This is a genomic window from Williamwhitmania sp., from assembly GCA_035529935.1.
Lineage (GTDB): Bacteria > Bacteroidota > Bacteroidia > Bacteroidales > Williamwhitmaniaceae > Williamwhitmania.
Genome location: DATKVT010000228.1, coordinates 1 through 24,653 on the forward strand (window position 1 = coordinate 1; position 24,653 = coordinate 24,653).

The window sequence follows — 24,653 nt, forward strand, 5'->3', positions numbered from 1 at the left end:
GCACCCATTCGGAGAGAGAGGGGCGAAAAACTTCCTGTGAGCCAATGTCCAAGTCCTGCAGTGAGAGCAACCATGGGTGGATGATCAAAATAACCAAGCGCAGGATGCAGGGAGTAGACGCCATAGTATGCTTCATCGAAGCCGGGGAAGACAAATATCGAGCACACTATCCTAAAGACTGTTCCAAGCTGCACGGTAAGCCAGAAAACTCGATCGAGACCGGGTTTTAGCGGAACCAACTGTTTACGCATCATTGTTTTCAAGCGCTATCGCAATATTGGAGTAGTAACTTTGGAGATAACCCTGGAGCGCAGCATGGAAAAAAACACCAGCAACACACCAAGCAGCGACATCCCTCCCGTAAAGATAAAAAATCCGAAGGAATCGTGCCGCATATGGAAGAAAGTTACATAGATTCCGAAAAAGAAGATCAGCCCCAGAATGGCGAATCGAACGGTGAACCGCTCAAACCAATCCCAGCTAATGTTGAAAAGATTTACCAACATTGTGCCTAGCACCACGGAAAGTATTCCCACCAATGCACCCACCGCCACATCGAATGGAAAATGAGCACCCACATAAACACGCGCCAAGGAGCCAGCAATACCAAGTCCCAACAAGGCGATGCGGTTCACATTTTTGTCAAGTAGCAACAGGGTGACCATGGCCCAAACTGTTGCCGAATGTCCCGACGGGAAGCTGTGCTGATGGAGAACCGGACCTAGCACCTTTAACGATTCAAAAACAGCTGCAGGGCGTGGCATATCGAAATATCGCTTAAGAGATTGAACCATCAACATTACTATAATCAGCGACATGAGACCAATGAACCCTTTCCTTGAGTTGCCTAGAAACAACCACAAGCTAAGGGTTACGGCAATCACACCATCTCCAAGATTCGACATATAGAACATGGTGACATCCAACCACATGGGGAAATTACGGTTAATCAGCCAAAAAATCTCATGGTTGAAAAGCCTTGCAACCACACTAAATGCAGCAAATAAAACAACCAACGCAACAATCACAGGATTTGCAGCAGCAGAGCGAAAGGCTTTTTCTAAAGGACTTGTTGTCAATGAAGTCATAGAGGAAAATTTGTCACAATACTACACTCCCAGTAATACATTATCACAAAGCGTAGATTAATTAATTCTAACCTTTTACATCAATTTGAGGTCAAACCCAACCAAAGATTAATCTAAGGTTAACTTTTAGCTATAAAGCGTTAAAAATGTAGCTGGTGCGTAGGTGTATCTCCCTCAGATGTGAAAAATTTTACCTTTGCCAAATCAAAATTATTTAGAAAGGGAAAGCAATGAACTACCTCGTTTTAGATTTGGAGATGACCGGCACTGAGCCGGGCTGGCACGAAATTATTCAGATTGGTGCTGTGCTTTATAATGAGCACTGGCAAGCACAAGGAACCTTTCTCTCCAACGTCTACCCCGAAAATGAGGAGAGCTACTCCCAACCTTCCGCGGAGGTGCATGGGATCTCGCTAGCCGAACTCGACGATGCCCCCATGCTCAACGAGGTGCTACCCGACTTTGAAGCCTGGATTCTCAAGATGCTTAAGGTAAACCCGAATCATTCAAATCCAGGTGCAGCAGCATCTGCACTCAGGAGTGTTGCACTCTGTGGGCAAAGCGTTATATACGATATCAACTTCTTGCGCTTTGCCTACCGTCAGGAGAAGTTGCAATGGCCCTACTCCAACCGAATGATCGACCTCAACAACCTCGCTTTTTTTCTCTTCGAAATTCTGAAAGAAAACGGCGAAGCCGTTCCAAAATCACTCAGTCTGACTGCCATCGCAGACTTTTTCGGCCTTGAACGGGAGGGAATCAACCATAATGCGTTGGAAGATTCAGAGATTACCGGCGAATGCCTAAAGCGCGTAATGGGTTACACCAAAAGGCTAACTCTTGAGTCGGAGTAAGAGCCCACAAGGTTGCACTCTAGCTGACGATGCAATAAAATGGCAATCCAATTCGAATTTTGCTAACTTTGCAGCCTAAACAATTGGCATGCTGTAATGGAGAAACGAGTGATATATGCCCTTATTACTGCGCTCCTGTTGCTAACATTGGCAACAAGTTGTTCCTCTTCAAGAGAAACGGCTAGGCGAGGCAACACAAGTTCAGATTGCCGTTGCTCCCACATGAAACATCTTAAACAGCAAAACTCCTACCTCTATCGCAGGTAAATTCTTTTGTGAAAACTAGAATCATGGCCACGCACTTAGCTTAGCCGCTAGGAAGCAAAACTTTAGAAAAACGATGAGTAAAACAATTCTCTTTCAACTCGACGAAAAGGCAAAAATTGCAGTATTTGGCGGCGGCAGCTGGGCAACAGCCATTGTAAAAATCCTCCTCAACAATGTGGAAAAGGTGGGATGGTATGTTCGGGATACTGAAGTTGCCGACTCCCTCAGAAATGAAGGTCGCAACACAAAATACCTCAGCTCGGTTAGGTTTGACAAGAGTAAGTTGGTTGTATCAAGCAACATCAACGAAATTGCTGAAAAGGCCGATGTGCTCATTTTTGCCATTCCCTCTGCCTTTCTCAAGGAGAGCATGCAGGATTTTACTGTCAACCTAAAAGGCAAGTTCATAGTTTCAGCCATCAAGGGAATTATTCCCAACGATAACCTTACGGTGAGTGAATTCTTCAACAGCCACTATCAAATTCCCTACGACTTTTTAGGAATCGTTACCGGACCCTGCCACGCCGAAGAGGTGGCGCTTGAACGGCTTTCCTACCTTACCATAGCCTGCAAAAACAGGGAGAATGCTGCAGCCATTGCTGGTCGTTTCGAATGTTCCTTCATTAAAACCGTTACCAGCACCGATATATACGGCACCGAATACTCCGCAGTGCTTAAAAACATCTTCGCCATTGCGGCCGGCATATGCCACGGCATAGGCTACGGCGATAATTTCCAAGCGGTGCTCATATCTAATGCACAGAAGGAGATTAAGCGCTTTTTGGACAACACCTACCCCTCTAAGCGAAACGTCGACTCCTCTGGATACCTTGGCGACCTGCTGGTTACCGCCTATTCACACTTTAGCCGTAACCGCACATTTGGCATGATGATAGGCCGAGGCTACTCCGTTAAATCGGCCCAACTCGAAATGAGCATGGTTGCCGAAGGTTACTACTCCACGGTCTGTATCAAGGAGATCAACAAGAAGTTTAACGTTAAAATGCCAATTACCGATGCCGTATACAACATCCTCTACGAAGGGATTGCGCCGGCCATCGAAATTAAGCTACTATCTGAAAAACTGAAGTAAGGTTTACGCTGTTTAATCTTTAAAAACATTTCGATATGAATCACCTTAAGTTGAATCTCGAAGGAGTTTACCCCTTCGTGTCCAAAGACAAGATTTACGCCTTAAAGGCAAAGGTTGAAGAGAGCCAAAGGCTCCTGCATAGCCAGACCGGCAAAGGAAACGACTTTCTTGGTTGGCTACACCTTCCATCGTCCATTACACAGGAGCAGCTAAACAGCATTGTTGGGTCGGCACAGGCACTTTCACAGGCAGTAGAGGTTGTTGCCGTAATAGGTATCGGTGGCTCCTACCTAGGTGCCAAAGCCGTAATCGAAGCGCTAAGCCACACCTTCAGCCACCTGCTCGACAAGAGTGAGTTTCCGCACGTAGTATTTGCCGGCCAAAATATTGGCGAAGATTACCACTTCGAACTCATGGAACTCATGGAGCGGAAGTCGGGGGCAGCCATCGTTATCAGCAAGTCGGGTACCACCACCGAGCCTGCCCTAGCCTTCAGGCTCTTAAAGAACCACCTCGAAGGAAAGTATTGCAAGTCGGTGGCCAAAAACCGTATTGTGGCTATTACCGACGAGTCTAAGGGTGCCCTACACATCCTAGCCAAACAGGAAGGCTACAAAACCTTTGTTATTCCCGACAATGTTGGTGGCCGCTACAGCGTGCTTACCCCCGTTGGATTGCTCCCCATTGCCGTGGCAGGATTCAACATCCACGAGTTGGTAAGAGGTGCACAGGATATGGAAAAATTTTTAATGGAGGCTCCCTTTGAGGAGAACCCTGCCATGCTCTACGCTGCTACCCGCAACGCTCTATACAGCGAAGGTCGCAAAATGGAGATTCTGGCCAACTTTGAGCCCAAGCTACACTTCATGACCGAGTGGTGGAAGCAGCTCTACGGCGAGAGCGAAGGCAAGGAAGGAAAGGGAATATTCCCCGCTGGTGTAGACTTTACCTCCGACCTTCACTCCATGGGCCAATACATTCAGGAGGGCGAGCGCTTCTTCTTCGAAACGGTAATTAGCGTAACCAAGCCTCAACACCAAATGGTTATCCCTACTGACAAGGATAACCTCGATCAGCTAAACTTCCTGTCGGGCAAGCGCTTTCACCAGATTAACAAGATGGCCGAGCTGGGTACCAAGATTGCCCACATCGACGGTGGTGTACCAAACCTTCACCTCGAGATTCCCGAAATTAACGAGTATAACCTCGGCACCATGATCTACTTCTTCGAGAAGGCTTGTGCACTAAGCGGTTATACCCTAGGCGTAAACCCATTCGATCAGCCAGGCGTAGAGGCATACAAGAAGAATATGTTTGCACTGCTGAACAAGCCAGGTTTTGAAAAAGAGGGCGATGAGCTCCGCAAGAGGCTGGGAATGTTCTTGGGATCAAAGTAACGTTACTAAAAAGTGACTGGTGACAAATGATCTGTTACCTAATTTAATAGCATTAACATTATGGAGAGGGACTTCGGTTACCTCTCATTTTTTTCGTTCCGAGTAGTAGTAATTTCTTGAGGAAGTGGGTATTTCATTGGCTAATTTACAAATCATCCCAATTCTCAAATTTCCAAATTATTTCCCCGCCCTCGCTCTACGTGCTTTTGACGGGTATGTTAGCTGGACTAGGTACTACCTGCAACATTCAGCACTTGCCCTTCTATAAATCATTTATAATTTTAACAGCCAGCAATGAGCCACAAAATGCTTTTGCTGAGAAACAACAATATCCCTATTCCTCCAATCACAGTTCAAAATTCGCATCCCATGGCCCCAACCAACCTAGAGCGCATGATTCAGCTGGCCGACGAGGTTTTTGCCACCAAGAACGACCCCAATCAGCTCAGCGTAAACCCGAAGGTAATTAAGCGTCTATATAAGATTCATCCAGCCACCGTTTCGGAATACAGCGATGGCAATGGACCGGTAGCGTGGGTCTTGCTCATACCCACCACACTCGAGCTTATGGACCAATTTCTCGAAGGCAGCATTACTGAGCGGGAACTCTTTAACCTTACACCACTGAACACGCCCTACGAGGCGCTCTACCTATGCTCTGCGCTGGTGCTGGAGGAATATCGAAAGAAGGGTATTACCAAACGGCTTATACTAAGCGCCGTTGAGCAAATGCGAAAGAACCATCCTTTAAAATCGCTATTTGTATGGCCCTTTACCAAGGAGGGTGATTTGGCAGCCGAAGCACTAGCAAACCAGATCGGGCTGCCCCTCTACAAAAGAGCAGTAGAACATTAGCAGGGAGGTTCCTGGTTTGGCTACACCGACCTGTCCACGTAGTAGTAAAAAATTATGGCGGCAATCTTGTCACTTTCCACTTGTCACTTGTCACTTTCCAGTTCACCCTTCATCTCCTTAATAATTTTGTAGTTCCCCCTATGGGCATTACTGTATATGGATGCATCCATAAAATATGAAATATATGTCCAGCTGACTGTAGTAACCAAAAATAAGACATTTCGAAAAGCAGCTGGCTCCTGATTAACGAAGAAGTCAAGAATATTGACAAACCAACATAATCAGTGACAAACAGATTGTCGTAATTTAAGCCTTACATGGCCAGACGCAAAATCGTAGAGCAGCGAAGCAAACGGGGAAAAACAGAAAAGAAATTATTTCGGCATTGATAGCCAATGTCGATGAAGAGGCATTACTTTCTCTTGTAGGCCTTGCCTGTAAGCGAAATCGATGCCGGATCGCCGTATGGAGTACGAACAACCCTGTTTGTTATAAGTACGTATTGCGCCCCAAGAAGGGCAGCCTTTTTCTGGAGAGTGATGGTGGCACTACGCTCCAGCCACTTTGGGGTGGCATAGGTATCCCTCTCCCCAATGGCATATGCCTCCACTTCGCCTAACTCATTCATGTCAGCAACCTGTTCGGGCTTATGCACCACCTTTACATCACGCCAACCGGGGATATCAGGAATCTCCACCTCTCTCGTGGAGATTATATCAACCCTACCCGACTTGTAGATAATCTTATTTACCTCGCGCCGATCAACCTCAACCATTTTGGTTTCACCAGGGAATGAGTAGTATAGATTCTTCAGAGTAAACTTCATAAAGTTGGCGAGAATTTTCTTCCCCGATAGCATAACAATGGTATCCGTCTTCACATTATTATTGATATTGGCAACTTCTACCGCAGAACTATCCGGCACATTGGAAAAGGTAGCGTTTGAAGTAGTCTTTTTCTGCTTAAGTGAATCGGCAACGGTAGCAGAATCAACTGCCACATGTTGAATATTCGTTATGCGAACCTTGCTAACCCCAACCGTATCCGTTGAATGCTGCACTGTATCCTTAACAACCAAGGTGGAATCCGGCGTTTGAGCATTAAGCATGGTAGAAAAGCTGGCTAGAAGCAAGGTAGAAAGTAGAATTCGCATAGCAAAAATTGTTTAGCCACAAAAGTAGGAAGTTTACCGCTCAATGCAAATTTGCTTCCCCAAAAAAAATGTTAACAGCAACTCTAACTATTTGTTGCCACTATTATATCATGTGGCATAGGGTTTGCATTGTAGGGGCATTAGTAACTGTTGCTATTGTCGTCTAAATCATTAGTCCGAAATGATTTTGAAGGGCTCTACCTAAGATAGTAATTCTTGTTGCCATCTTTTTCAAGATACTGACAAAGAAATCAGTTGGGAGGGAATTTTGCAAAAAAGAAGTGGCCGACATTGCTGTCGGCCACTTTACCTTTTCAGAAGATCTAACTACTACTTCTTAAGATTATGCTTCTTAACGAATTTCTCAAGAACGCCCTTAAGATCGGGTAGTCCTATTTCGGCCAAGTCGTAGTAAACACGGGTGGTAGGCTTCTTAATTTTGATAATACGGTTAAGGTCGATGGGTGTACCAATAATAACCGTATCGCAGTCGGTCTTATTAATGGTAGCCTCCAGATCCTTGAGCTGCTGCTCACCGTATCCCATAGCCGGAAGAATGCGACCAATGTTGGGATAAATATCGTAGGTCTCCTTAAGCTTGCCAACGAGGAAAGGACGAGCCTCAACCTCTTCGGAAGCACCAAACTTGCGGGCAGCAATAGTACCTGCACCAATCTTCATTTCACCGTGGGTAAGGGTTGGCCCATCCTCAACAATTAGGCAGCGCTTGCCTGTGATAAGTTCTGGATTGTCAACCATAATGGGCGAAGCAGCGTCAACCACAATAGCCTTAGGATTGCACTTGCGAATATTATCGCGAACAATCTGAATGCCCTCTGGTGCGGCAGAATCCATTTTATTAATAACTACCACATCGGCCATACGAAGGTTAACCTCGCCAGGGTAGTAGGAAACCTCGTTGCCTGGACGGTGTGGGTCAGCCACGGTAATGGTTAAATCGGGCTTATAAAAGGAGAAATCGTTGTTACCACCATCCCATAGGATAACGTCGCAACCGCTTGGATCTTTCTCAGCCTCACGCAAAATGGCCTCATAGTCAACTCCGGCATAGATAACATTGCCGCGAACTACGTGGGGTTCATACTCCTCCATCTCTTCAATGGTGCACTTGTGCTTCTTAAGATCTTCAACCACTGCAAAGCGCTGAACTTTTTGAGCAACAAGGTCACCGTAAGGCATAGGGTGACGAACTGCCACAACCTTTAACCCTTGGCTCATTAAGTATTCAACCACCCGACGAGAGGTTTGCGACTTACCACAACCGGTACGTGTTGCCACCACAGCAATAACCGGCTTGGTGCTCTTAATCATGGTTTCGTTTGGACCAATGAGCATGAAGTTTGCACCCGCAGCATTAACTATGGCGCTAACGCCCATAACGCGGTTGTAGGGCACATCGGAGTATGAAAAAACGCAGTCCTGAACCTTTAGCTCCTGTATCAGCTTAGGCAAGTCGTGTTCTACATAAATCGGAATTCCATTGGGATAACCGTTACCGGCAAGTTCTGCAGGGTACTTTCTTCCGTCGATGTCGGGGATTTGAGCAGCAGTAAACGCAACTACATTGTAAGCATCGTTATTACGAAAGAACGTGTTGAAGTTGTGAAAATCTCTTCCGGCAGCACCGATAATGATCACATTTCTCTTGGACATAATGCCTCCTTTTTTGTTAATAGTTACTAGTTAGTTATGGTAAATGCTTAAATAGCTTTCCCAAAAATAGAATTTTAAAACTAAATTAAGGCTGTTTTACAAGCTATTTTGCATTAATATGAAACATGTTAAGCAGCTGTTTTTCTTAGAGTTTATGGTTATTTACCCATGGTGCAAACTTATACATTCCAAAAAAAACATTCCTCTATATTTGCAAACTCAGTAGGTGCTGATCACGAGTTAAAAAAGACAATTCCCAAGATGAACAAAGTATTACACGGATAAACAAAATGAATTTTCTTGCACACATATACCTTTCCGGCTCCGATGAGCAAATTAGGCTAGGGAACTTTTCGGGAGACTACGTTAAGGGCAGCAACTTCTCCTCATTCCCACCAAAGGTGGTGCTAGGGTTAAAGCTGCACCGGACTATCGACTCGCTAACCGATAGCCATCCTGGCTTTTTCAAAAGCAGAAATAGGCTAATACCGATCTATGGCAGGTATGCTGGAGTTGTGGTTGACATGTTCTACGACCACGTGCTGGCCAGCAATTGGGAAAATTACTGTGCCATTCCACTCCTGCCCTTTTCTAAGTCATTTTATTTCAGCATGGTTAAAAACTACCACCTACTTCCTCGGCAGGTCAAATATTTTCTACCCTTCATGATTCAAAGCAGCAGATTATACTCCTACGCAAGCCTCAAGGGAATTGGTGAATCGCTGGATATTATGAGCCGAAGAACAAGCCTGCCCGATAGAACTACCCAAGCCATTGCTCTTTTAGAACAAGATTACGAAGGATTTAACAGCGATTTCAAAGAGGTATTTCCCTATCTCATGCAGCAGGTGGAAGAGCAGTATGGAATTAAAACGGGTTGTGGACTGCCGTAGGCTTACCTATCGGTATTAAGTTTAATAAAAATAAACAGCAAGGCGGTGAAAGACCATAGAGATGAGCCACCATAGCTGAAAAATGGCAAGGGTATTCCTATTACCGGCATTAAACCAATGGTCATGCTAATGTTTACAAACACATGAAAGAAGAGTATGGAAAGCACTCCATAGCCATACATTCTTGAGAAAGCCTGCTTTTGTCGTTCGGCAAGCCGCTGAATTCTTATAAAGAGAAGGACGAAAAGACCAATTACCCCAAGCGAACCCACAAAGCCCCACTCTTCGCCAACTGTGCAGAAAATAAAATCTGTGCTCTGCTCCGGCACAAAGTTGAACTTGGTTTGTGTACCTTGTAGGTAACCCTTTCCGAAGAAACCACCCGAACCAATGGCGACCTTCGACTGGTGAAGGTTATAACCCCAACCACGTGGATTGGAGGCAATTCCCAGCATATCCTCAATTCGATCGCGATGATGCTGCTCAAGAACATTGTTGAAAATATAGTTGACAGAAAAGCTAAATCCAATGCTGGTGAAAAAGAAAACCACAACCATCAATAAGGAGAGCATTTTTGCCTTGTATGCATGATACAGCGCAACTGGGGATACCACTACTACCGAAACCAAAATGGCTATCAAGGGAGAAATAGCAAAGCCTATCATTCGGCTAGCGTAGTAAAGCCCTACCGAAAGCAGGGTTATCCCAAAGGCAATTCCTGTAACCAATGCACTCTTGCGAATAATAAGCCAGAGCACAACCATGGTAACAGCCAGCAAACCCACCGCAACGGCCAGCACCCCAAACTTCAACGAAAAAACAAACAGCACTGCCGCTAACGCCATCATAACGATAATCCAGCCCGACAAACCCTCCCGGTAAAGCATAAGGATAAGGGCAAAGAAAACCAAAACCGAACCAGCATCAGGCTGTAGCAGAATAAGCAACATGGGCACGGCAAGTATGGCACCTACCTTTAGATAACCACTAAACTTTTTAAAGGTAAAACCGTAGGTGCTAACTAAGCGTGATAGCGCAAGAACTGCCGCCACTTTGGCAAACTCCGAGGGTTGGATACCGCCTATTTTCCCAATAAAAATCCATGATCTGGCCCCATTTATCTCTTTCCCAAAAAACAAAACTGCAACCAACATCAAAATGGAAATGCCATAAAGAGGATAGGCAAAAACATAGAAAAATTTACTATCAATGGCAAGGATAAAAATAGCCAAGACAAATGCCGCAGCTATCCATATAAGCTGCATTCCATAGCGCTGCGTGAAGTCAAAAATACTCTGATGACCCTCGTTATAAACAGCTGCATAGATGTTCAACCACCCCATAAAAACAAGGAGCATGTATATGAACACCAGCTGCCAGTCTATTATACCCTTAACAAATTCATTTCTTCTTGCCATTACTTGGTAAAAGATTTGTGTTTAAAATATACTGTTCGAGGTAAGGGCGTGAAATAGTATCCTTGAGGTATTTCTCAATCATTAAACTGGCGATTGGTGCGGCGTAAGTTGCTCCAAATCCAGCATTCTCCACATATACCGCAATGGCAATCTTTGGATTATCCTTTGGCGCAAACGCAATAAAAATAGAGTGATCGGCACCGTGTGGATTCTGAGCCGTTCCTGTTTTCCCGCAAATATCAAGCCCCGGAACAGCAGCAATACGGGCAGTGGAGCCACTTCCAGCATCACCATTTACCGCTTGATACATCCCGCTGATAATTGGTGGAAAGTAGGAAGAATCAATTAATGTCATATGTTTTATGCGATACTGCTCGCCAATACCATCCTGCCCTTCAATGCTCTTAACCAGGTGGGGTACATAGTAATATCCCCTGTTCGCCATAATTGTTGCAAGGTTAGCCATCTGCATGGGGGTAATACCCAGCTCTCCCTGACCAATCGCCAATGAGATAACGGTTAGCGATCTCCATCCGTTTTTTCCATAGATTCGGTTATACAGATCAGAGGAAGGCACAATTCCATTGAGTTCGCTTGCTACGTCGGAACCCAACCGCTTTCCAAAACCAAACGACATTACATACCTACGCCAAGCATCTAATGCCTCAGCCGTATTACTATATTTTGGATTATCAAGAATGCTTCGAAACACATAGCAAAAGTAGGTATTGCAGCTAATGGCAACGGCTCCCATTAAGTCGAGCGGTGAGGGATGGTGATGGCAGCCAACACCCCGCCCGTAGGGATATCCGCCCTCGCAGCTGTAACGCGTAGAAGGGAAAAGAACCCCCTCCTTCAACCCAATAAGGCCATTCACCAGCTTGAAAGTCGAACCCGGCGGGTACATGGCCATGGATGCGCGGTTGAAAAGTGGCTTTAAGGAATCCGTTTGCAGTGCTCGGTAATTCTGCGCTCTATCGCGCCCAACGAGCAGTTCAGGGTCGAAGCTAGGACTACTCACCAGAGCCAGTATTTCGCCAGTAGAAGGTTCAATGGCCACAACGCTACCAAGCTTGTTCACCATCAACTTTTCACCGTAGGCCTGCAGCTTCTCATCGATGCTCACGGTAATGTTCTTACCCATAACCGAGGAGGTGTCAAACTTACCATCCGCGTAGCTTCCCTGGATACGGTTGTGCACATCTACCATGAAAATATTAACACCCTTTTGTCCTCTTAACTCCTTCTCGTAAGTTTTTTCTAACCCACTAATACCAATATAGTCGCCCGACTTATAATACGAATCCTTAGCGATAACATTATCGTCTACCTCACCCACATAACCTAGAAGACCACCAGCCACACTCAACGGGTAGGTTCGCAGTGTACGGGGTTGAACAAAAAAACCTGGATAGAGGAACAGTTTCTCTTGCAGAGAGGCGTAAGTTTTAGCAGAAATTTGCTTCAGAAAAATCGATTGCTTAAAGTATGAGTAATGCTTTGCTGCCAAGAGGCTAGCATCAACCTGTTCCTTTGTTATATCGAGTATTTTACAAAATTCAGTAGTATCAAATGCCCTAAGTTGTTGAGGAACAACCATTAGGTCATAGGCCGCTTGATTGGCAACAAGTATCTCCCCATTACGGTCGTATACCAACCCCCGAGCTGGATATTGAGTAACATAGTGTAAAACGTTATTACTAGCAGTTACCTTATAGGAAGAATCCAGCACCTGCAGAAAGAATAGCCGTATTAGAATTGCCGATGTTGCGGCAATCACAATAGACATAACAACAAACTTCCTGTCAAAACTAACTTTCACTGTGTCTACCTTGTATTACTATAATTCAGCTACCGCTTGTAAAACAGCATCTGAGCCAAAACAATAAAAACTAATGTAAATGCACTACTCAACACCACCCTGATAAAGGTAAAGAAGAAGCCATGGAACGAAAAGGCCTCTAGGTAGAACAGCGAGAAATGGTGAATGAGTATCAGTGCGGCAGCATATTTAATAAACCAAGCACTCCCATATCCTGCCATTGAAGGAATATTACCCTTATCGAACTCCTCGCGACCCGATATTAGATTGAGCACGTAAGGACGGGCAAAGGCCATAAGCGTTGTTGAAAAGGCATGAAAGCCGAGTGTATCCGAAAAAATATCAATCGACAATCCAAGCATGAATCCGGAGGCCAGAAGTATCCAGCGCGGCGTCTGAAATGGCAGTATTAGGATAAAAAGAACGTAAACATAAGGGTTCAAAAAGTCACTAAGCTGGATGTTGTTGAAGATGAATTCCTGCAACAGCACAAGCAAAAGAAATAAGCCTAGATATTTAATGAATTCCTTAATCATTTTTCATGTTTGTGCTTTCCAGCTGCTGCTGCTCGCCAGCTAGCTTATTGTTGATAATATAAACGTAGTTAATCTTATGAAAGTCAGCAGACAGTTCCACACGTATGCGATAAAAGTTGCCACCACTCTTCCTAAAGTCACGCACAAATCCCAGAAGAATACCCTCTGGGAAAATGGAAGAATAGCCAGAGGTAACCACAGAGTCACCCACTGCTATGTCGGCATGCTGAGGTATTTCCGATAGAATAATCACATCTGGATTAATTCCGTCCCACGCGAATGATCCAAAATATCCAGTTCTACTGAGCTTGGCAGAGATCTTCAGATCGGTATTAAGCAAGCTAATCACGGTTGAGTAGTGAGGCGAACAACTTTTGACAACACCCACAATCCCCTCATTGGAGATAACTCCCATCTCTGGCCTAACACCATCGTCAAGCCCCGCCTTTAGGGTTATGTAATTATGCTGCTTGTTAATCGAGTTGTTCACCACTAAAGCCCCTATGTAGGTATACTGCCCATGACCTATAGTATCTGGTATATAAGGCACATCAACTTTATTGGCGCACGGTAATGAAGCAATTTTCCTACGAAGGTCCAGATTTTCCTTAATCAGGATATCATTCTGCTCGCGTAACAGGAAATAGTTGCCTAAGCCCGTGAAGTAGGAGTGGATTGAACCGCTAAAGCCACGTGCTGCAGAAACTACCCGATAACGTTGGTAAATGCTATCGGTAGAAATGAGCACAAGCGATATCCCCTCCAAAATGATAAAGAGAAAAATTATGTGATATCGAAGTAAGAACCTTAATAAGCTGTTCATCTAAGTTGCAAAGACTAACGCATTAGGAAGGAAAATCTATCTACATTTTTGAGCGAAATACCTGTTCCTCGAGCCACTGCGTGAAGCGGATCCTCAGCCACGCGGAATGGAATATTGATCTTATCGGTCAACCGCTTATCCAAGCCACGAAGGAGAGCGCCACCACCAGCAAGGTATATTCCCTTGGTCACAATGTCAGCATAAAGTTCAGGGGGCGTTTGCTCCAGCACACCCAACACGGCAGTTTCAATCTTCGAAATAGATTTATCGAGGCAGTGTGCAATTTCCTGATAAGAAACTGGAACCTCAATGGGCAGAGCCGTCATAAGGTTTGGTCCGCGAACAACGTAGTCGCTAGGCGGATTATCGAGGTCGGGCAGTGCACTTCCCACTGCTATCTTAATGTCTTCCGCCGTTCTTTCTCCAATTTTAATATTGTGCTGATGGCGCATGTAAGCTTGAATATCGCCGGTAAAACCATCACCAGCAATACGAATACTTTTGTTGCAAACAATGCCACCCAGTGCAATCACTGCAATTTCAGTTGTTCCACCTCCTATGTCAACAACCATGCATCCTTCAGGTGCCTCTACATCGAGACCGATACCCAGAGCCGCAGCCATAGGCTCATAAATCATGTAAACATCACGACCACCGGCATGCTCTGCAGAGTCACGCACCGCACGAATTTCCACCTCAGTGCTTCCAGAAGGAATACAAACCACCATCCGCAGCGAAGGAGTAAACAGCTGATTCTTGGGGCTAATCATTTTAATCATGCCTCGAATCATTTGCTCGGCTGCATTAAAGTCGGCAATCACGCCATCGCGCAGAGGGCGGATGGTTCGAATATTGTCATGCGTTTTGCCGTGCATTTGTCGGGCAGCCTCACCAATTGCAATCAACTTGCCTGTGTTGTGGTCTATGGCCACAATTGAGGGCTCGTCCACCACAATTTTGTCGTTATGAATAATAATGGTATTGGCAGTGCCGAGGTCAATAGCCAATTCCTGAGTTAAAAACGAAAACAATCCCATATTTTCAGTACATTAATTGCTTAGTGTTTAAAATGTCGAACTCCTGTGAATACCATGCTCATCCCGTTGGCATTACAGTAGTCAATGGACTCCTGATCCTTAACCGAGCCGCCTGGCTGAATGACCGCCACAATACCGGCGTGGCAAGCAATTTCTACGCTATCGGCAAACGGGAAAAAGGCATCTGAAGCCATTACAGCCCCCTTAAGGTCGAAGCCAAAGCTCTTTGCCTTATCGATAGCGTGCTTGAGTGCATCTACCCTAGAGGTTTGCCCAACTCCACTAGCCAGTAACATCCCATTCTTAGCCAGCACAATGGCATTTGATTTGGAGTGCTTCACCAGCTTGTTGGCAAATATCATATCGTTCACCTGCGCATCAGTTGGGGTAGTTGTGGTAACCACTCTCATATCCTTCTTGCCTTCAGTATTCATATCGCGGTACTGAACCATCACCCCGTTAAGTAGCGAACGGAACTGCTTCACCGTTGTTTTACCCGCCTTCTTTTCTAAAATAATTCTATTCTTTTTAGTTTTTAGCACAACCAACGCATCCGAGGTATAGGCAGGTGCTATAATTACCTCAAAGAAAAGGCTATTGATTTCGTTGGCAACATCGGCTGTAACCTCCACGTTGGTAATCAAAATGCCGCCAAAGGCTGAAACCGGATCTCCGGCAAGAGCATCCTTCCATGCATTCATCAATAGGGGACGCATGGCTGCTCCACAGGCATTGTTATGCTTGAGAATAGCAAATGATGTTTCCGAAAACTCATCCATCAAGCTAACCGCTGCATCAATATCGAGGAGATTGTTATAGGAAATCTCCTTGCCGTGCAGCTGGTTGAACAACTCATCAAAATTTCCATAAAAGGCTCCACGTTGATGAGGGTTCTCACCATAGCGAAGAGGCTTATGGTGCTGCACGCTTGCCTTAAAAGCAACAGGCTCTTCTCCTGCAAAGTAGGAAAAAATGGCCGAATCGTAATGCGAGGAAATGTTGAAGGCCTCCATGGCAAAATGTCGACGCTGTTCTAGCGTTGTTTCACCACCACCCTGCTCCAGCACATCGAGCAACTCCCCATACTGATTTCTGGATGCAACAATGGCCACATCCTTATAGTTTTTTGCCGCCGCTCTTATTAGTGATATGCCGCCGATATCAATTTTTTCGATGATCGATTGGTCATCAACACCTGAAGCGACTGTTTCCTCAAAAGGGTAAAGGTCAACAATAACCAAGTCGATTTCAGGAATAGCATACTCAGTAAGCTGTTGCAGATCGCTTGGCTGCTCCCGCCTAGCCAGTATACCACCAAAAACTTTGGGATGAAGTGTTTTTACTCGACCCCCAAGAATGGACGGGTAGCCAGTGAGGTTTTCCACCGACTCGGCGATGACTCCTAATTGCTGAATGAATGATAATGTTCCACCAGTGGAGTATATTTTTACACCAAGGTTGCTTAACTTTTTAACGACCAAATCAAGCCCATCCTTATAATAGACAGAGATTAAAGCACTTTTAATCCTTCGCTCATTACTTAACATTACAAAAAATTTCCAGCAAAGATATAAGAACCCTAGGAAAAAAGTACTAATTCAACCAATTAACAAAGTAATTTTATGGGCTTTTTCATCATATTAATATTTTTTTGATGAAGCGTTTTTATTTCCTCTACGTTTATAGGTTGTTAATCTTTTTAATTGGACCACAGTCAAAGTCTTAAATTACCATAAATCAACTTTGGCATGGTGGCCAAAATGATGCAAGAAAAGGAACAAAAACAAAGGTTGCAAAGAAAAACCAAACAAATAGGGTTAACTTGGCCATGTCAAAATAAAGGCCAACGAATTTCTTAACGAACAAGGTACATGAAAACCATACGTCAAATTATTGAAAGTCTATTCTTCGCACTCCACGCGGCAAGCGTAAATAAGCTTCGGACATTTCTTTCTTTACTGGGCATCACCATTGGTATTTTTGCCATCATATCGGTGCTAACCCTCATCGACTCTCTTGAGCGCAACATACGAAACAGCTTACAGTCGCTTGGTAATAACGTAGTTTACGTGCAAAAGTGGCCTTGGATAGTGGAGGGAGAATACCCTTGGTGGAAGTTCATGAATCGCCCACAACCCACCTTCAATGAGTTTGAATCGTTGCAGCAGAGGGTCAAATTAGCATCAGCTAGCGCCTTCTTATTTGGTTCGAGACTAAAACCCAGCTATAAGAATGCCTCTGTTCCCGATGGTGTTGTCTATTGCGCCTCCTACCAGTACGATAAAATTCGTTCATTCGAAATTGTTCAAGGCCGATACTTTTCACAGTTGGAATCGATGCAAGGTAAACACCTTGCAATAGTCGGGCAAGATATTGTTAGCGGGTTATTTGGCACCGAAGACCCTATCGGAAAATCAATTAAGTTGGGAGATGAAAGAGTTCAAATAATTGGAGTATTTAAAAGGGAGGGGAAAACTCTTGTTGGGGATGAAAGTATCGACAAGGTTGTTCTCGTACCAGCCGCATACGGCAAAACCTTTGTTAACCTGCGAAGAGCCAACCCAACCATTATGATTAAAGGAAAGGATGGGGTGCCAACTGATGAAGTTATGGACGAAGTGCGGATGGTGCTTCGTGCCGACAGAAGGCTCAGACCTTTGGAGGAGGACAACTTTGCACTCAACCAGCTAAGTCAAATCAGCAAGCGCCTCGACAGTATATTTGGCATATTAGATTTAGCAGGAATAATTATTGGAGGCTTTAGCATTTTAGTTGGAGGCTTTGGCATTGCCAACATCATGTTCGTTTCGGTTAAAGAGCGCACCAATATGATTGGTATTCAAAAGGCACTTGGAGCCAAACAATATTTTATTTTGCTACAATTCCTCTATGAATCAGTACTGCTATCGCTGATGGGTGGTGGTATTGGACTTTTGCTGGTCTTTCTGGGTGCGATGATTATTAGCAACCCCTCCTTTGAGGTTGCCGTTTCGTTCAGAAATGTTGTAACGGGGCTATCTATATCGGCCGCAATTGGAATAATTTCGGGCTTTGTGCCAGCCTATACAGGTGCACGTCTCGATCCGGTAGAAGCCATTAACGCTAAAGTATAAGAAATCAAGAACCAATGAATATGAAAAAAGCACCGCTTGGTGCTTTTTTTGTTCTATTGCTTAACCGCCTCATTGGCAATTGCCTCCTCCACAATCCGAGTTAACTCCACAAAATCGGCCACCGACAACCGTTCAGGACGCAGCTGCAGAAATCGATTATCGGGCAACACTCCTGCATAGGCAGCACGAATTGAATTACGTATTGTTTTTCGTCGCTGGTTAAAGGTGGACTTCACCACTCTAACAAACAATTTTTCATCGCAGCCCAACTTCGTTACATCATTGCGAGTCAAACGGACAACGGCTGATTTCACCTTTGGAGGTGGATCGAAAACTTGCTCGTTCACCGTAAAAAGGTATTCAATATTGTAGTAGCACTGAAGCAATACGCTCAAAATTCCGTATGTTTTGCTCCCTGGCCTTTCAGCCATCCTTTCAGCAACCTCCTTTTGAACCATCCCTACCACCTCAGGCACCCTGTCCTTATAATCCAGCACATGAAAGAAAATTTGAGAGGAGATGTTATACGGGAAATTCCCTACTACGGCCAAAGGGGTAGGTAAGGCCTCCGCTAAATTTAACTTTAGGAAGTCCTTGGAAAGAAGATGATCGCCTAGCTGCGGATAAACCACATTGAGATACTCAACCGACTCCCTATCTACTTCAACTGCGAACAGCGGAATGGGCTGCTTCACCAAGAATTGCGTAAGCACGCCCATGCCCGGACCCACTTCGAGAATAGCTGCAACCTGCTTGTTTTGCAGGCTATCCACTATTTTTCGTGCAATATTATTGTCACGCAGGAAGTGCTGACCCAGCTGCTTTTTAGGACGTACGCTCATAGAAAATACAATAAGACGACAAAGGTCGCTAAAATGTTTTGAAGTATAACATTTGAGTGGAGCAACTTATTTGAAGACCATTTGCTGATATCACATAAGCCCAAATCCGATTGTAGGATGTAAAAAAATAGAGTTTTCAGCAAATCTTTGCCATCTTTGAAAAAATGATGTTTCGTGACTTTTGAATCCACCTTTACAAAAAGACGAGTGATAATAGTCTTAGGTGTAACGGTTTGGCTGTTTATATTATGGGAAGGAGTTCCAATGGCTGAATCGTTAATGCACGGAAGGCCGCACTTGGGGGAAAACATGCACCCGCTTTCCCTGCTTGGTGCTCTATTGTTGATGCCAGTAAACTGGGGCTTGGAGTCAGCCAAGTGGTTCATGTTAGTCAAAAGTGATTTATCTGACGGATTCAGGCAAGCCTTCCGCTCAGTTCTTGGCGGGTTAGCACTTGGCCTGATCACGCCAAATCGAATTGGAGAACCATTTACGAGGTCCATGCTGCTGAAGTCGGAAAGTTACGTTTCAACTACTGCGGCAGCCCTGCTCTGTAGCCTTGCCCAGCAGGTAACAACCATTGTTTTTGGAACAGCAGGTATGCTAATATTAATCCACAAGCACAGGATGCCTCTACTGATGCACTCTGTTCATACTACCTTTCTCATGGCGGCAGGTCTATCGGCTGGACTTATAATCCTAATGCTACTCTTCCCTGCCCTGCTAAAAAAGTTAGCAAAGTTGGCGTTCATGAAACGTCTAAAGCAAAGTTTTCGCAGTCTGTCCCTATTTGGTCTCATAGCCACAATAAAAGTCACTGCACTGAGTGTAGCTCGGTATGCCATTTTCACCTCCCAATATTTGTTATTAATTTATGGATTCGGAGCCAATGCTCCCATTGAAATTTCATTTGCCGCCATAGCCTCTATCTACCTTATTGGTAGTGCAATTCCCTCTGTTGCATTAGCCGATATGGGTGTTAGAGTCTCGCTTGCATTAATCTTTTTAGGACCCATTGTAGGTAACGGAGTGGCAATAATGGCAAGCAGCACACTCTGGCTTGTAAACATAGGCTTCCCAGCATCCATTGGCAGCATACTACTACTGATAAAACCAGAGCGGAATATAGGTTCAAAAAATGGAAGTGGCCCATTTCTCTGATTAAGAAGAAATTCACCTTACATTTTACTCCAATATCAATAGCATTTCTAACTATCTAGCTTATATTTGCGTAAAGCTCCACTAAATGGAAACCTACCGGAAGCCAAAAGGATCGCTAATTTCCTACTTCAGTAATAAAGTTAAAAATCACGGAGGCATCAACCTAGCCCAGGGAATACCGGGTTTTGCTCCGCCTTCTGAATTGCTCGAGAGTCTTCAACAGCAATCCCTTGAAGGGCATCACCAGTATGCACCCAGCCACGGCGACAGCACTTTGCTGGCTATTCTAGCCGCCCGATACTCTAAAACCATAGATGTCACCACCAAGAGCATACTTATTGTACAAGGGGCTACTGAAGCGCTAAACCTTGTAATTATTTACCTCCGCCAGCTGCTCAACCGCTCTTTTACAATAATGTCGTTTGACCCCTCCTACGAAAGCTACAAAAACTTGCCACCACTTTACGGCTGCAAGTTTGTGGCCTACCCGCTCAACGAAAATAATTCATTTGATCCAGAGGAGCTACGGTTATTTATGCGAAAAAACGACGTGAAATTGCTCTTTTATGCCTCACCAGGTAATCCGTATGGGAAGGTATTTTCTAAGGAGGAGACCGATGCCCTATTAACGTTAAGCCGCGAAGAGGACATTTTTGTTGCCATTGACGCCGTTTACCGTGAACTTTACTTTGAGAAACGACCATACATTCCTATTGAATCATTTAACCACCGTATATTCTACATTAACAGCTTTTCGAAGGTGTTTTCCATAACAGGCTGGAGGATAGGTTACCTCATAGCCCATCAAATACACATGCCTGCAATTCGCTCTATTCACGACTACACGGGCCTTTGCGCACCTAACCTTTTTCAAAAAGCACTCGCCGACTACCTTCCAAAGAACCATTTTGGAAGACCATACGTGGAGGGCATCCGTGAAATATTAGGTCACAACTTTACCACCATGAAAACCACCCTCCAGCAGCTCGGATTCTCTATACCACGCATTGATGGAGGCTACTTTGTATGGGGTAAACTTCCAGAAGGTTATCCTGATGGCTTTAAAACAGCCATGAAACTCTACGAAGATCAGGAGTTAGCAACCATTCCCGGTGAACATTTCTCCGACAGAGCCAAAGATTACTTGAGGCTAAATATTGCACGACCCGAAGAGGAGGTTGAAGAGGCCTGCAGGAGGCTAACCACCTTTTTCAGTAAATGACAATTATTACTTTTGAATTTGCGCTTCTATTTACCTATGCTGCACTACTTGCTGCCTTTACCTTTGCAGCTGTACGCCAGCGAAGAAACGAAGCCGATATTTCAACCGCTATTGGTATCTCCATTGTAGTTGCCTTGCGTAACGAGGAGAACAACGTTGAAGCCCTAGTCAAATCGCTACTTGTTCAGCAATACCCACAGGAGTTATTTGAGATTATCCTCGTAGACGACCACTCCATCGATAACACGATAAGCAAAATCCAATTCCACCCCCAAGTGAAGGTTGTTTGTATTAACAATCATTCCCAAGGAAAGAAGGCTGCGCTCAAAGCAGGAATCTCAGCCGCACAGTTCCCCTATGCTGCCCTAACCGATGCAGACTGTAGACCAACCCCATTTTGGCTTGGCAGCCTTGCATCACTAATTAACCGAGAAGAGCCAACACTAATTGCAGGCCCAGTAGCCATGCAGCATAGCCAAGGATTGATTAGTGCTTTTCAGTACTGGGAGTTAGAAATACTTCAAACAGTAACCTATGGCAGCGCAGCACTAGGATTTCCAACTATGTGCAATGGAGCAAACCTGCTTATAAGCACAACCGGGTACCAAAATGCCGACCTAAAAGAAGGCAAAAGTTCATCTGGCGATGATATGTTTTTGCTTCACCACTTCCTGAAGCAGGACTGGAGGGTGATGTTCACTCGCTCTTCCAACGCAATTGTTTACACCTATCCGGAGTCAACCTTTACGTCGATGCTACAGCAACAGCTGCGTTGGGCTTCAAAAAGCAAGCATTACCGACACCCCACTACCATTGCCTTGGGAACAATTACCTTTTTGACCAATGCAGGGCTTGTGCTCCTCACTATTCTCACCTCCTTTGGCCTTTGCACCATAGAGCTCCTCCTATACACCTTCTGTATCAAAATTATGGCAGAAGGAGCTTCGGCCTATCTTCCAAGGCAAAAAGTGCGAGGGAAAAAACCCTCCATATTCAGCTTTTTACTAAGTTCGTTAGCAATGCCTTTTTATGCTACCTTTGTTGCAATTGCTTCAACAGTAGTTAAAATTCGATGGAAAGGCAGGACAATAGTTTAGAAAACAGATCGGGTTCGCTCCTCCACATTGCACTGCTCCGGTTGTTAAAAAACCGGCTGTCCATGGTAGCCTTAGGCTTTATTGTTCTTCTTACAATTTTGGCCATTTTTGGTTATGCCATTGCACCGGACAGCACCCCATACGCCAACGACCAGCACGTGGAGTTGGCCGCAAAAAAACCCGGATTCAAGATAACCTTTCTAAAGCAAAGGATAAACCAGCAAATTCCGAAGGTTGGGTTTCTTCATGCCATGCTTTTTGGCAAACCGGCACTATTCATTACCACCCCCATTAACAGCTATCAAATTGTTGGTGACAGCGTGGTGGTCAACCTTTTTACCGGCACGAAAGATGAAAAACTCACCACCGCCTTCGGTTTGGTAGATGCTCTTTACGCTATCGATCCAGATTATCCAATCCGCTACAGCCGCGATTCAGTGCAGCTAAAGCTGGTAAACGGGCTGGTTACAACCATTTCGCGAAAAGAAATATTAGAACAAGCCAAAAGTAACCTCACCGAATCACGAACTTACCTCCTCGGCACCGACCGATTTGGCCGTGACCTACTTAGTCGATTAATCTTAGGCACCCGAGTTTCCTTGGCTGTTGGATTTATTGCCGTTTCCATCTCTCTAATAATTGGTATTTTTTTAGGTGCATTAGCTGGTTACTATGGTGGATTTGTTGACCGTGCAATCACCTGGATTATAAACGTGTTTTGGTCGATCCCAACTCTGCTAGTGGCCATGGCCATAACCTTGTTGCTAGGCAAAGGGTTTTGGCAGGTTTTTGTTGCCATTGGGCTAACCATGTGGGTGGAGGTTGCCCGCGTTGTTCGTGGACAGGTTCTCGGGCTACGCGAAAAAGAGTATGTTGAAGCAGCCAAGGTAATTGGACTAAGCAATTTTCGAATTATTTTTCACCACATACTCCCCAATGCCATTAATCCAGTAATCATAATTTCGGCGGCCAACTTCTCCTCAGCCATCCTCATTGAGGCAGGACTTAGCTTTCTTGGAATAGGCGTTCAACCGCCAACACCTACTTGGGGAGGTATTGTTAAAGACCATTATGGCTACATCATTCTCGACTCGGCTTACATGGCGTTGCTTCCAGGCTTTGCCATAATGTTTACAGTATTGGCATTCAACCTGCTTGGCAACGGCCTGCGGGATGCTCTTGATACACGAGAAACAACCTAGACACCAAACATACCAACATGCTGATTATGAAAGCACAAAACAAGTTGGCAGCTGGCTTCGATTCTACTTCTTCTATATTGAAGAATAATGCTGTATCGTTAAAATCGGTGGTAATGCTACTGTTTTTCAGCTTTATTGGCACAGCCATTTCTGCTCAATGGCTCAAGGAATTGCGCACGAATACCTACAACTCGTTAACGGTCCAGTATTGGAAGGCACTGGAGATTGTGGAAGTTGCTACCTCCTACTCCGACAAAGGGGAAGAGGAGATTAAAACCGAAACAACCTTTTCCGTGGATCGACGTCAGGTAAGCCAAACCGTTTACAGAGATGATGAACGAGTTGCCTCCTACGTATACCAGTTTAATCCATGGAGGCAGCTTATGAACAAAACAATACGGGAGCTGCAAACCGATGGGTCTTGGCAATATACCAAACAGCAATACACCTACCAAGGAAAACTACTCAGGACGATAGACTGCTTCGATGTTGTCAATTCACCGCTTTATTCAGTCAGAATTGAAAACGACAGCCTAGGTCTTCCCATAAAGGCTGTTCAATTATCGGCAGATAGCACTGTGATGTCCTCAGAAAAAGCGGTTGCTAACTATACTACAAATAGAATAACCTATATCGGCTACGATGCACAAGGAAATGTAACTCGAACTGAAGAGGGTAAGATTGGCTTTAAAAAAGTTGGATGGGAAAAGGTTAACTTACATGGCGACTGCTACTTCTACCCTCTAAATCGTGCTGCTAACGATTCAATATACTGTAACGTAGATATTAAGTACGATAGCAACGGGAACTGGGTCGAAAAAAAGATTTACCAAGGAATTGTAAATAAAAGTTGGGAATTAGATAACCCAACCCTTGTAAGTGTCTTAAAACGAAAGATTAAGTATGTCAGGTAGAAAGTTTCTACTAGCCTTTTCCTTTTGACAGCACAATATGGCTTGTATTATCTCAATTGCAATATCCACTCCAGTAAACCATATTTGTAATATCACAACCTCACCTTGGGCCAGATACTCCAATTACCTATACTTATAAGCTACACACCTACCTGAACCTTTTCGAGTTGCTAACGTAGCCAAAAGTTTGCC

23 protein-coding genes are annotated in these 24,653 nt (G+C 44.7%); 11 read left to right on the top strand and 12 right to left on the bottom strand.

Going from position 1 to position 24,653, the window contains the following annotated elements; all coding sequences use genetic code 11:
• Both VMW01_17225 and VMW01_17230 read right to left on the bottom strand, forming a co-directional pair.
• On the bottom strand, positions 1-254 hold a 254-nt coding region (locus tag VMW01_17225), incomplete at its 3' end, for a hypothetical protein (protein HUW07983.1).
• A gap of 12 nt (positions 255-266) precedes the next feature.
• On the bottom strand, positions 267-1,088 hold the full coding sequence (locus VMW01_17230; GenBank protein HUW07984.1) for a phosphatase PAP2 family protein: 822 nt from the start codon (positions 1,086-1,088) through the stop codon (positions 267-269).
• Positions 1,089-1,318: 230 nt separating this feature from the next.
• Between VMW01_17230 and VMW01_17235 the strand changes: the two genes are divergently transcribed.
• The 4 genes from VMW01_17235 (at position 1,319) to VMW01_17250 (ending at position 5,554) form a co-directional block, all read left to right on the top strand.
• Complete coding sequence (locus tag VMW01_17235) at positions 1,319-1,942, top strand: 3'-5' exonuclease (GenBank protein ID HUW07985.1); 624 nt, start codon at positions 1,319-1,321, stop codon at positions 1,940-1,942.
• Between the two features lie 340 nt (positions 1,943-2,282).
• Positions 2,283-3,302 (top strand): NAD(P)H-dependent glycerol-3-phosphate dehydrogenase, encoded by a 1,020-nt coding sequence (locus VMW01_17240; protein ID HUW07986.1) that lies wholly within the window; start codon positions 2,283-2,285, stop codon positions 3,300-3,302.
• Positions 3,303-3,337: 35 nt separating this feature from the next.
• Positions 3,338-4,699, top strand: coding sequence for a glucose-6-phosphate isomerase (locus VMW01_17245; protein HUW07987.1), 1,362 nt, complete (start codon positions 3,338-3,340; stop codon positions 4,697-4,699).
• 369 nt (positions 4,700-5,068) lie between these two features.
• Positions 5,069-5,554 (top strand): GNAT family N-acetyltransferase, encoded by a 486-nt coding sequence (locus VMW01_17250; GenBank protein HUW07988.1) that lies wholly within the window; start codon positions 5,069-5,071, stop codon positions 5,552-5,554.
• Positions 5,555-5,637: 83 nt separating this feature from the next.
• Here VMW01_17250 and VMW01_17255 read toward each other — a convergent pair whose 3' ends face one another.
• The 3 genes from VMW01_17255 to VMW01_17265 all read right to left on the bottom strand — a co-directional run bounded on the left by VMW01_17255 (position 5,638) and on the right by VMW01_17265 (position 8,381).
• Entirely contained in the window at positions 5,638-5,763 is a 126-nt protein-coding gene (locus tag VMW01_17255; GenBank protein ID HUW07989.1) for a hypothetical protein, read from the bottom strand.
• A gap of 203 nt (positions 5,764-5,966) precedes the next feature.
• A complete protein-coding gene (locus VMW01_17260; protein HUW07990.1) occupies positions 5,967-6,707 on the bottom strand; it encodes a hypothetical protein in 741 nt (246 codons plus the stop codon).
• A gap of 330 nt (positions 6,708-7,037) precedes the next feature.
• Complete coding sequence (locus VMW01_17265; GenBank protein ID HUW07991.1) at positions 7,038-8,381, bottom strand: cyclic 2,3-diphosphoglycerate synthase; 1,344 nt, start codon at positions 8,379-8,381, stop codon at positions 7,038-7,040.
• Between the two features lie 290 nt (positions 8,382-8,671).
• Here VMW01_17265 and VMW01_17270 point away from each other — a divergent pair, with 290 nt between their 5' ends.
• The gene (locus VMW01_17270; protein HUW07992.1) at positions 8,672-9,274 is read left to right on the top strand and encodes an ACP phosphodiesterase; all 603 of its coding nucleotides are present in this window, start codon (positions 8,672-8,674) and stop codon (positions 9,272-9,274) included.
• Between the two features lie 2 nt (positions 9,275-9,276).
• Here VMW01_17270 and rodA read toward each other — a convergent pair whose 3' ends face one another.
• The 6 genes from rodA to purH are packed head-to-tail and all read right to left on the bottom strand — an operon-like array spanning position 9,277 to position 16,457.
• The gene (gene rodA / locus VMW01_17275) at positions 9,277-10,692 is read right to left on the bottom strand and encodes a rod shape-determining protein RodA (GenBank protein ID HUW07993.1); all 1,416 of its coding nucleotides are present in this window, start codon (positions 10,690-10,692) and stop codon (positions 9,277-9,279) included.
• Positions 10,676-12,514 carry a penicillin-binding protein 2 gene (gene mrdA, locus VMW01_17280; protein ID HUW07994.1) on the bottom strand — a complete coding sequence of 613 codons (1,839 nt, stop codon included), beginning with the start codon at positions 12,512-12,514 and terminating at the stop codon, positions 10,676-10,678. Before mrdA ends, rodA begins: the two co-directional genes overlap by 17 nt.
• A gap of 29 nt (positions 12,515-12,543) precedes the next feature.
• Positions 12,544-13,050 carry a rod shape-determining protein MreD gene (gene mreD / locus VMW01_17285; protein HUW07995.1) on the bottom strand — a complete coding sequence of 169 codons (507 nt, stop codon included), beginning with the start codon at positions 13,048-13,050 and terminating at the stop codon, positions 12,544-12,546.
• Positions 13,043-13,873 carry a rod shape-determining protein MreC gene (mreC, locus tag VMW01_17290; GenBank protein HUW07996.1) on the bottom strand — a complete coding sequence of 277 codons (831 nt, stop codon included), beginning with the start codon at positions 13,871-13,873 and terminating at the stop codon, positions 13,043-13,045. Before mreC ends, mreD begins: the two co-directional genes overlap by 8 nt.
• 14 nt (positions 13,874-13,887) lie before the next feature.
• Positions 13,888-14,910, bottom strand: coding sequence for a rod shape-determining protein (locus VMW01_17295; GenBank protein HUW07997.1), 1,023 nt, complete (start codon positions 14,908-14,910; stop codon positions 13,888-13,890).
• A gap of 20 nt (positions 14,911-14,930) precedes the next feature.
• Positions 14,931-16,457 carry a bifunctional phosphoribosylaminoimidazolecarboxamide formyltransferase/IMP cyclohydrolase gene (gene purH / locus VMW01_17300; protein ID HUW07998.1) on the bottom strand — a complete coding sequence of 509 codons (1,527 nt, stop codon included), beginning with the start codon at positions 16,455-16,457 and terminating at the stop codon, positions 14,931-14,933.
• 324 nt (positions 16,458-16,781) lie between these two features.
• Between purH and VMW01_17305 the strand changes: the two genes are divergently transcribed.
• Positions 16,782-18,023 carry an ABC transporter permease gene (locus VMW01_17305; GenBank protein HUW07999.1) on the top strand — a complete coding sequence of 414 codons (1,242 nt, stop codon included), beginning with the start codon at positions 16,782-16,784 and terminating at the stop codon, positions 18,021-18,023.
• Between the two features lie 53 nt (positions 18,024-18,076).
• On the opposite strand, the gene rsmA is transcribed toward VMW01_17305, so the two are convergent.
• Positions 18,077-18,865 carry a 16S rRNA (adenine(1518)-N(6)/adenine(1519)-N(6))-dimethyltransferase RsmA gene (rsmA, locus tag VMW01_17310; protein ID HUW08000.1) on the bottom strand — a complete coding sequence of 263 codons (789 nt, stop codon included), beginning with the start codon at positions 18,863-18,865 and terminating at the stop codon, positions 18,077-18,079.
• 207 nt (positions 18,866-19,072) lie between these two features.
• On the opposite strand from rsmA, the gene VMW01_17315 reads away from it, so the two are divergent.
• The 5 genes from VMW01_17315 to VMW01_17335 all read left to right on the top strand — a co-directional run bounded on the left by VMW01_17315 (position 19,073) and on the right by VMW01_17335 (position 24,461).
• Positions 19,073-20,026, top strand: a complete 954-nt coding sequence (locus VMW01_17315; protein HUW08001.1) for a lysylphosphatidylglycerol synthase domain-containing protein — start codon at positions 19,073-19,075, stop codon at positions 20,024-20,026.
• Positions 20,027-20,111: 85 nt separating this feature from the next.
• Positions 20,112-21,248, top strand: a complete 1,137-nt coding sequence (locus VMW01_17320) for a pyridoxal phosphate-dependent aminotransferase (GenBank protein HUW08002.1) — start codon at positions 20,112-20,114, stop codon at positions 21,246-21,248.
• A complete protein-coding gene (locus VMW01_17325) occupies positions 21,245-22,345 on the top strand; it encodes a glycosyltransferase (protein ID HUW08003.1) in 1,101 nt (366 codons plus the stop codon). Before VMW01_17320 ends, VMW01_17325 begins: the two co-directional genes overlap by 4 nt.
• The gene (locus VMW01_17330) at positions 22,321-23,547 is read left to right on the top strand and encodes an ABC transporter permease (protein ID HUW08004.1); all 1,227 of its coding nucleotides are present in this window, start codon (positions 22,321-22,323) and stop codon (positions 23,545-23,547) included. Before VMW01_17325 ends, VMW01_17330 begins: the two co-directional genes overlap by 25 nt.
• A gap of 26 nt (positions 23,548-23,573) precedes the next feature.
• The gene (locus VMW01_17335; GenBank protein HUW08005.1) at positions 23,574-24,461 is read left to right on the top strand and encodes a hypothetical protein; all 888 of its coding nucleotides are present in this window, start codon (positions 23,574-23,576) and stop codon (positions 24,459-24,461) included.
• Positions 24,462-24,653: the final 192 nt, after the last annotated feature.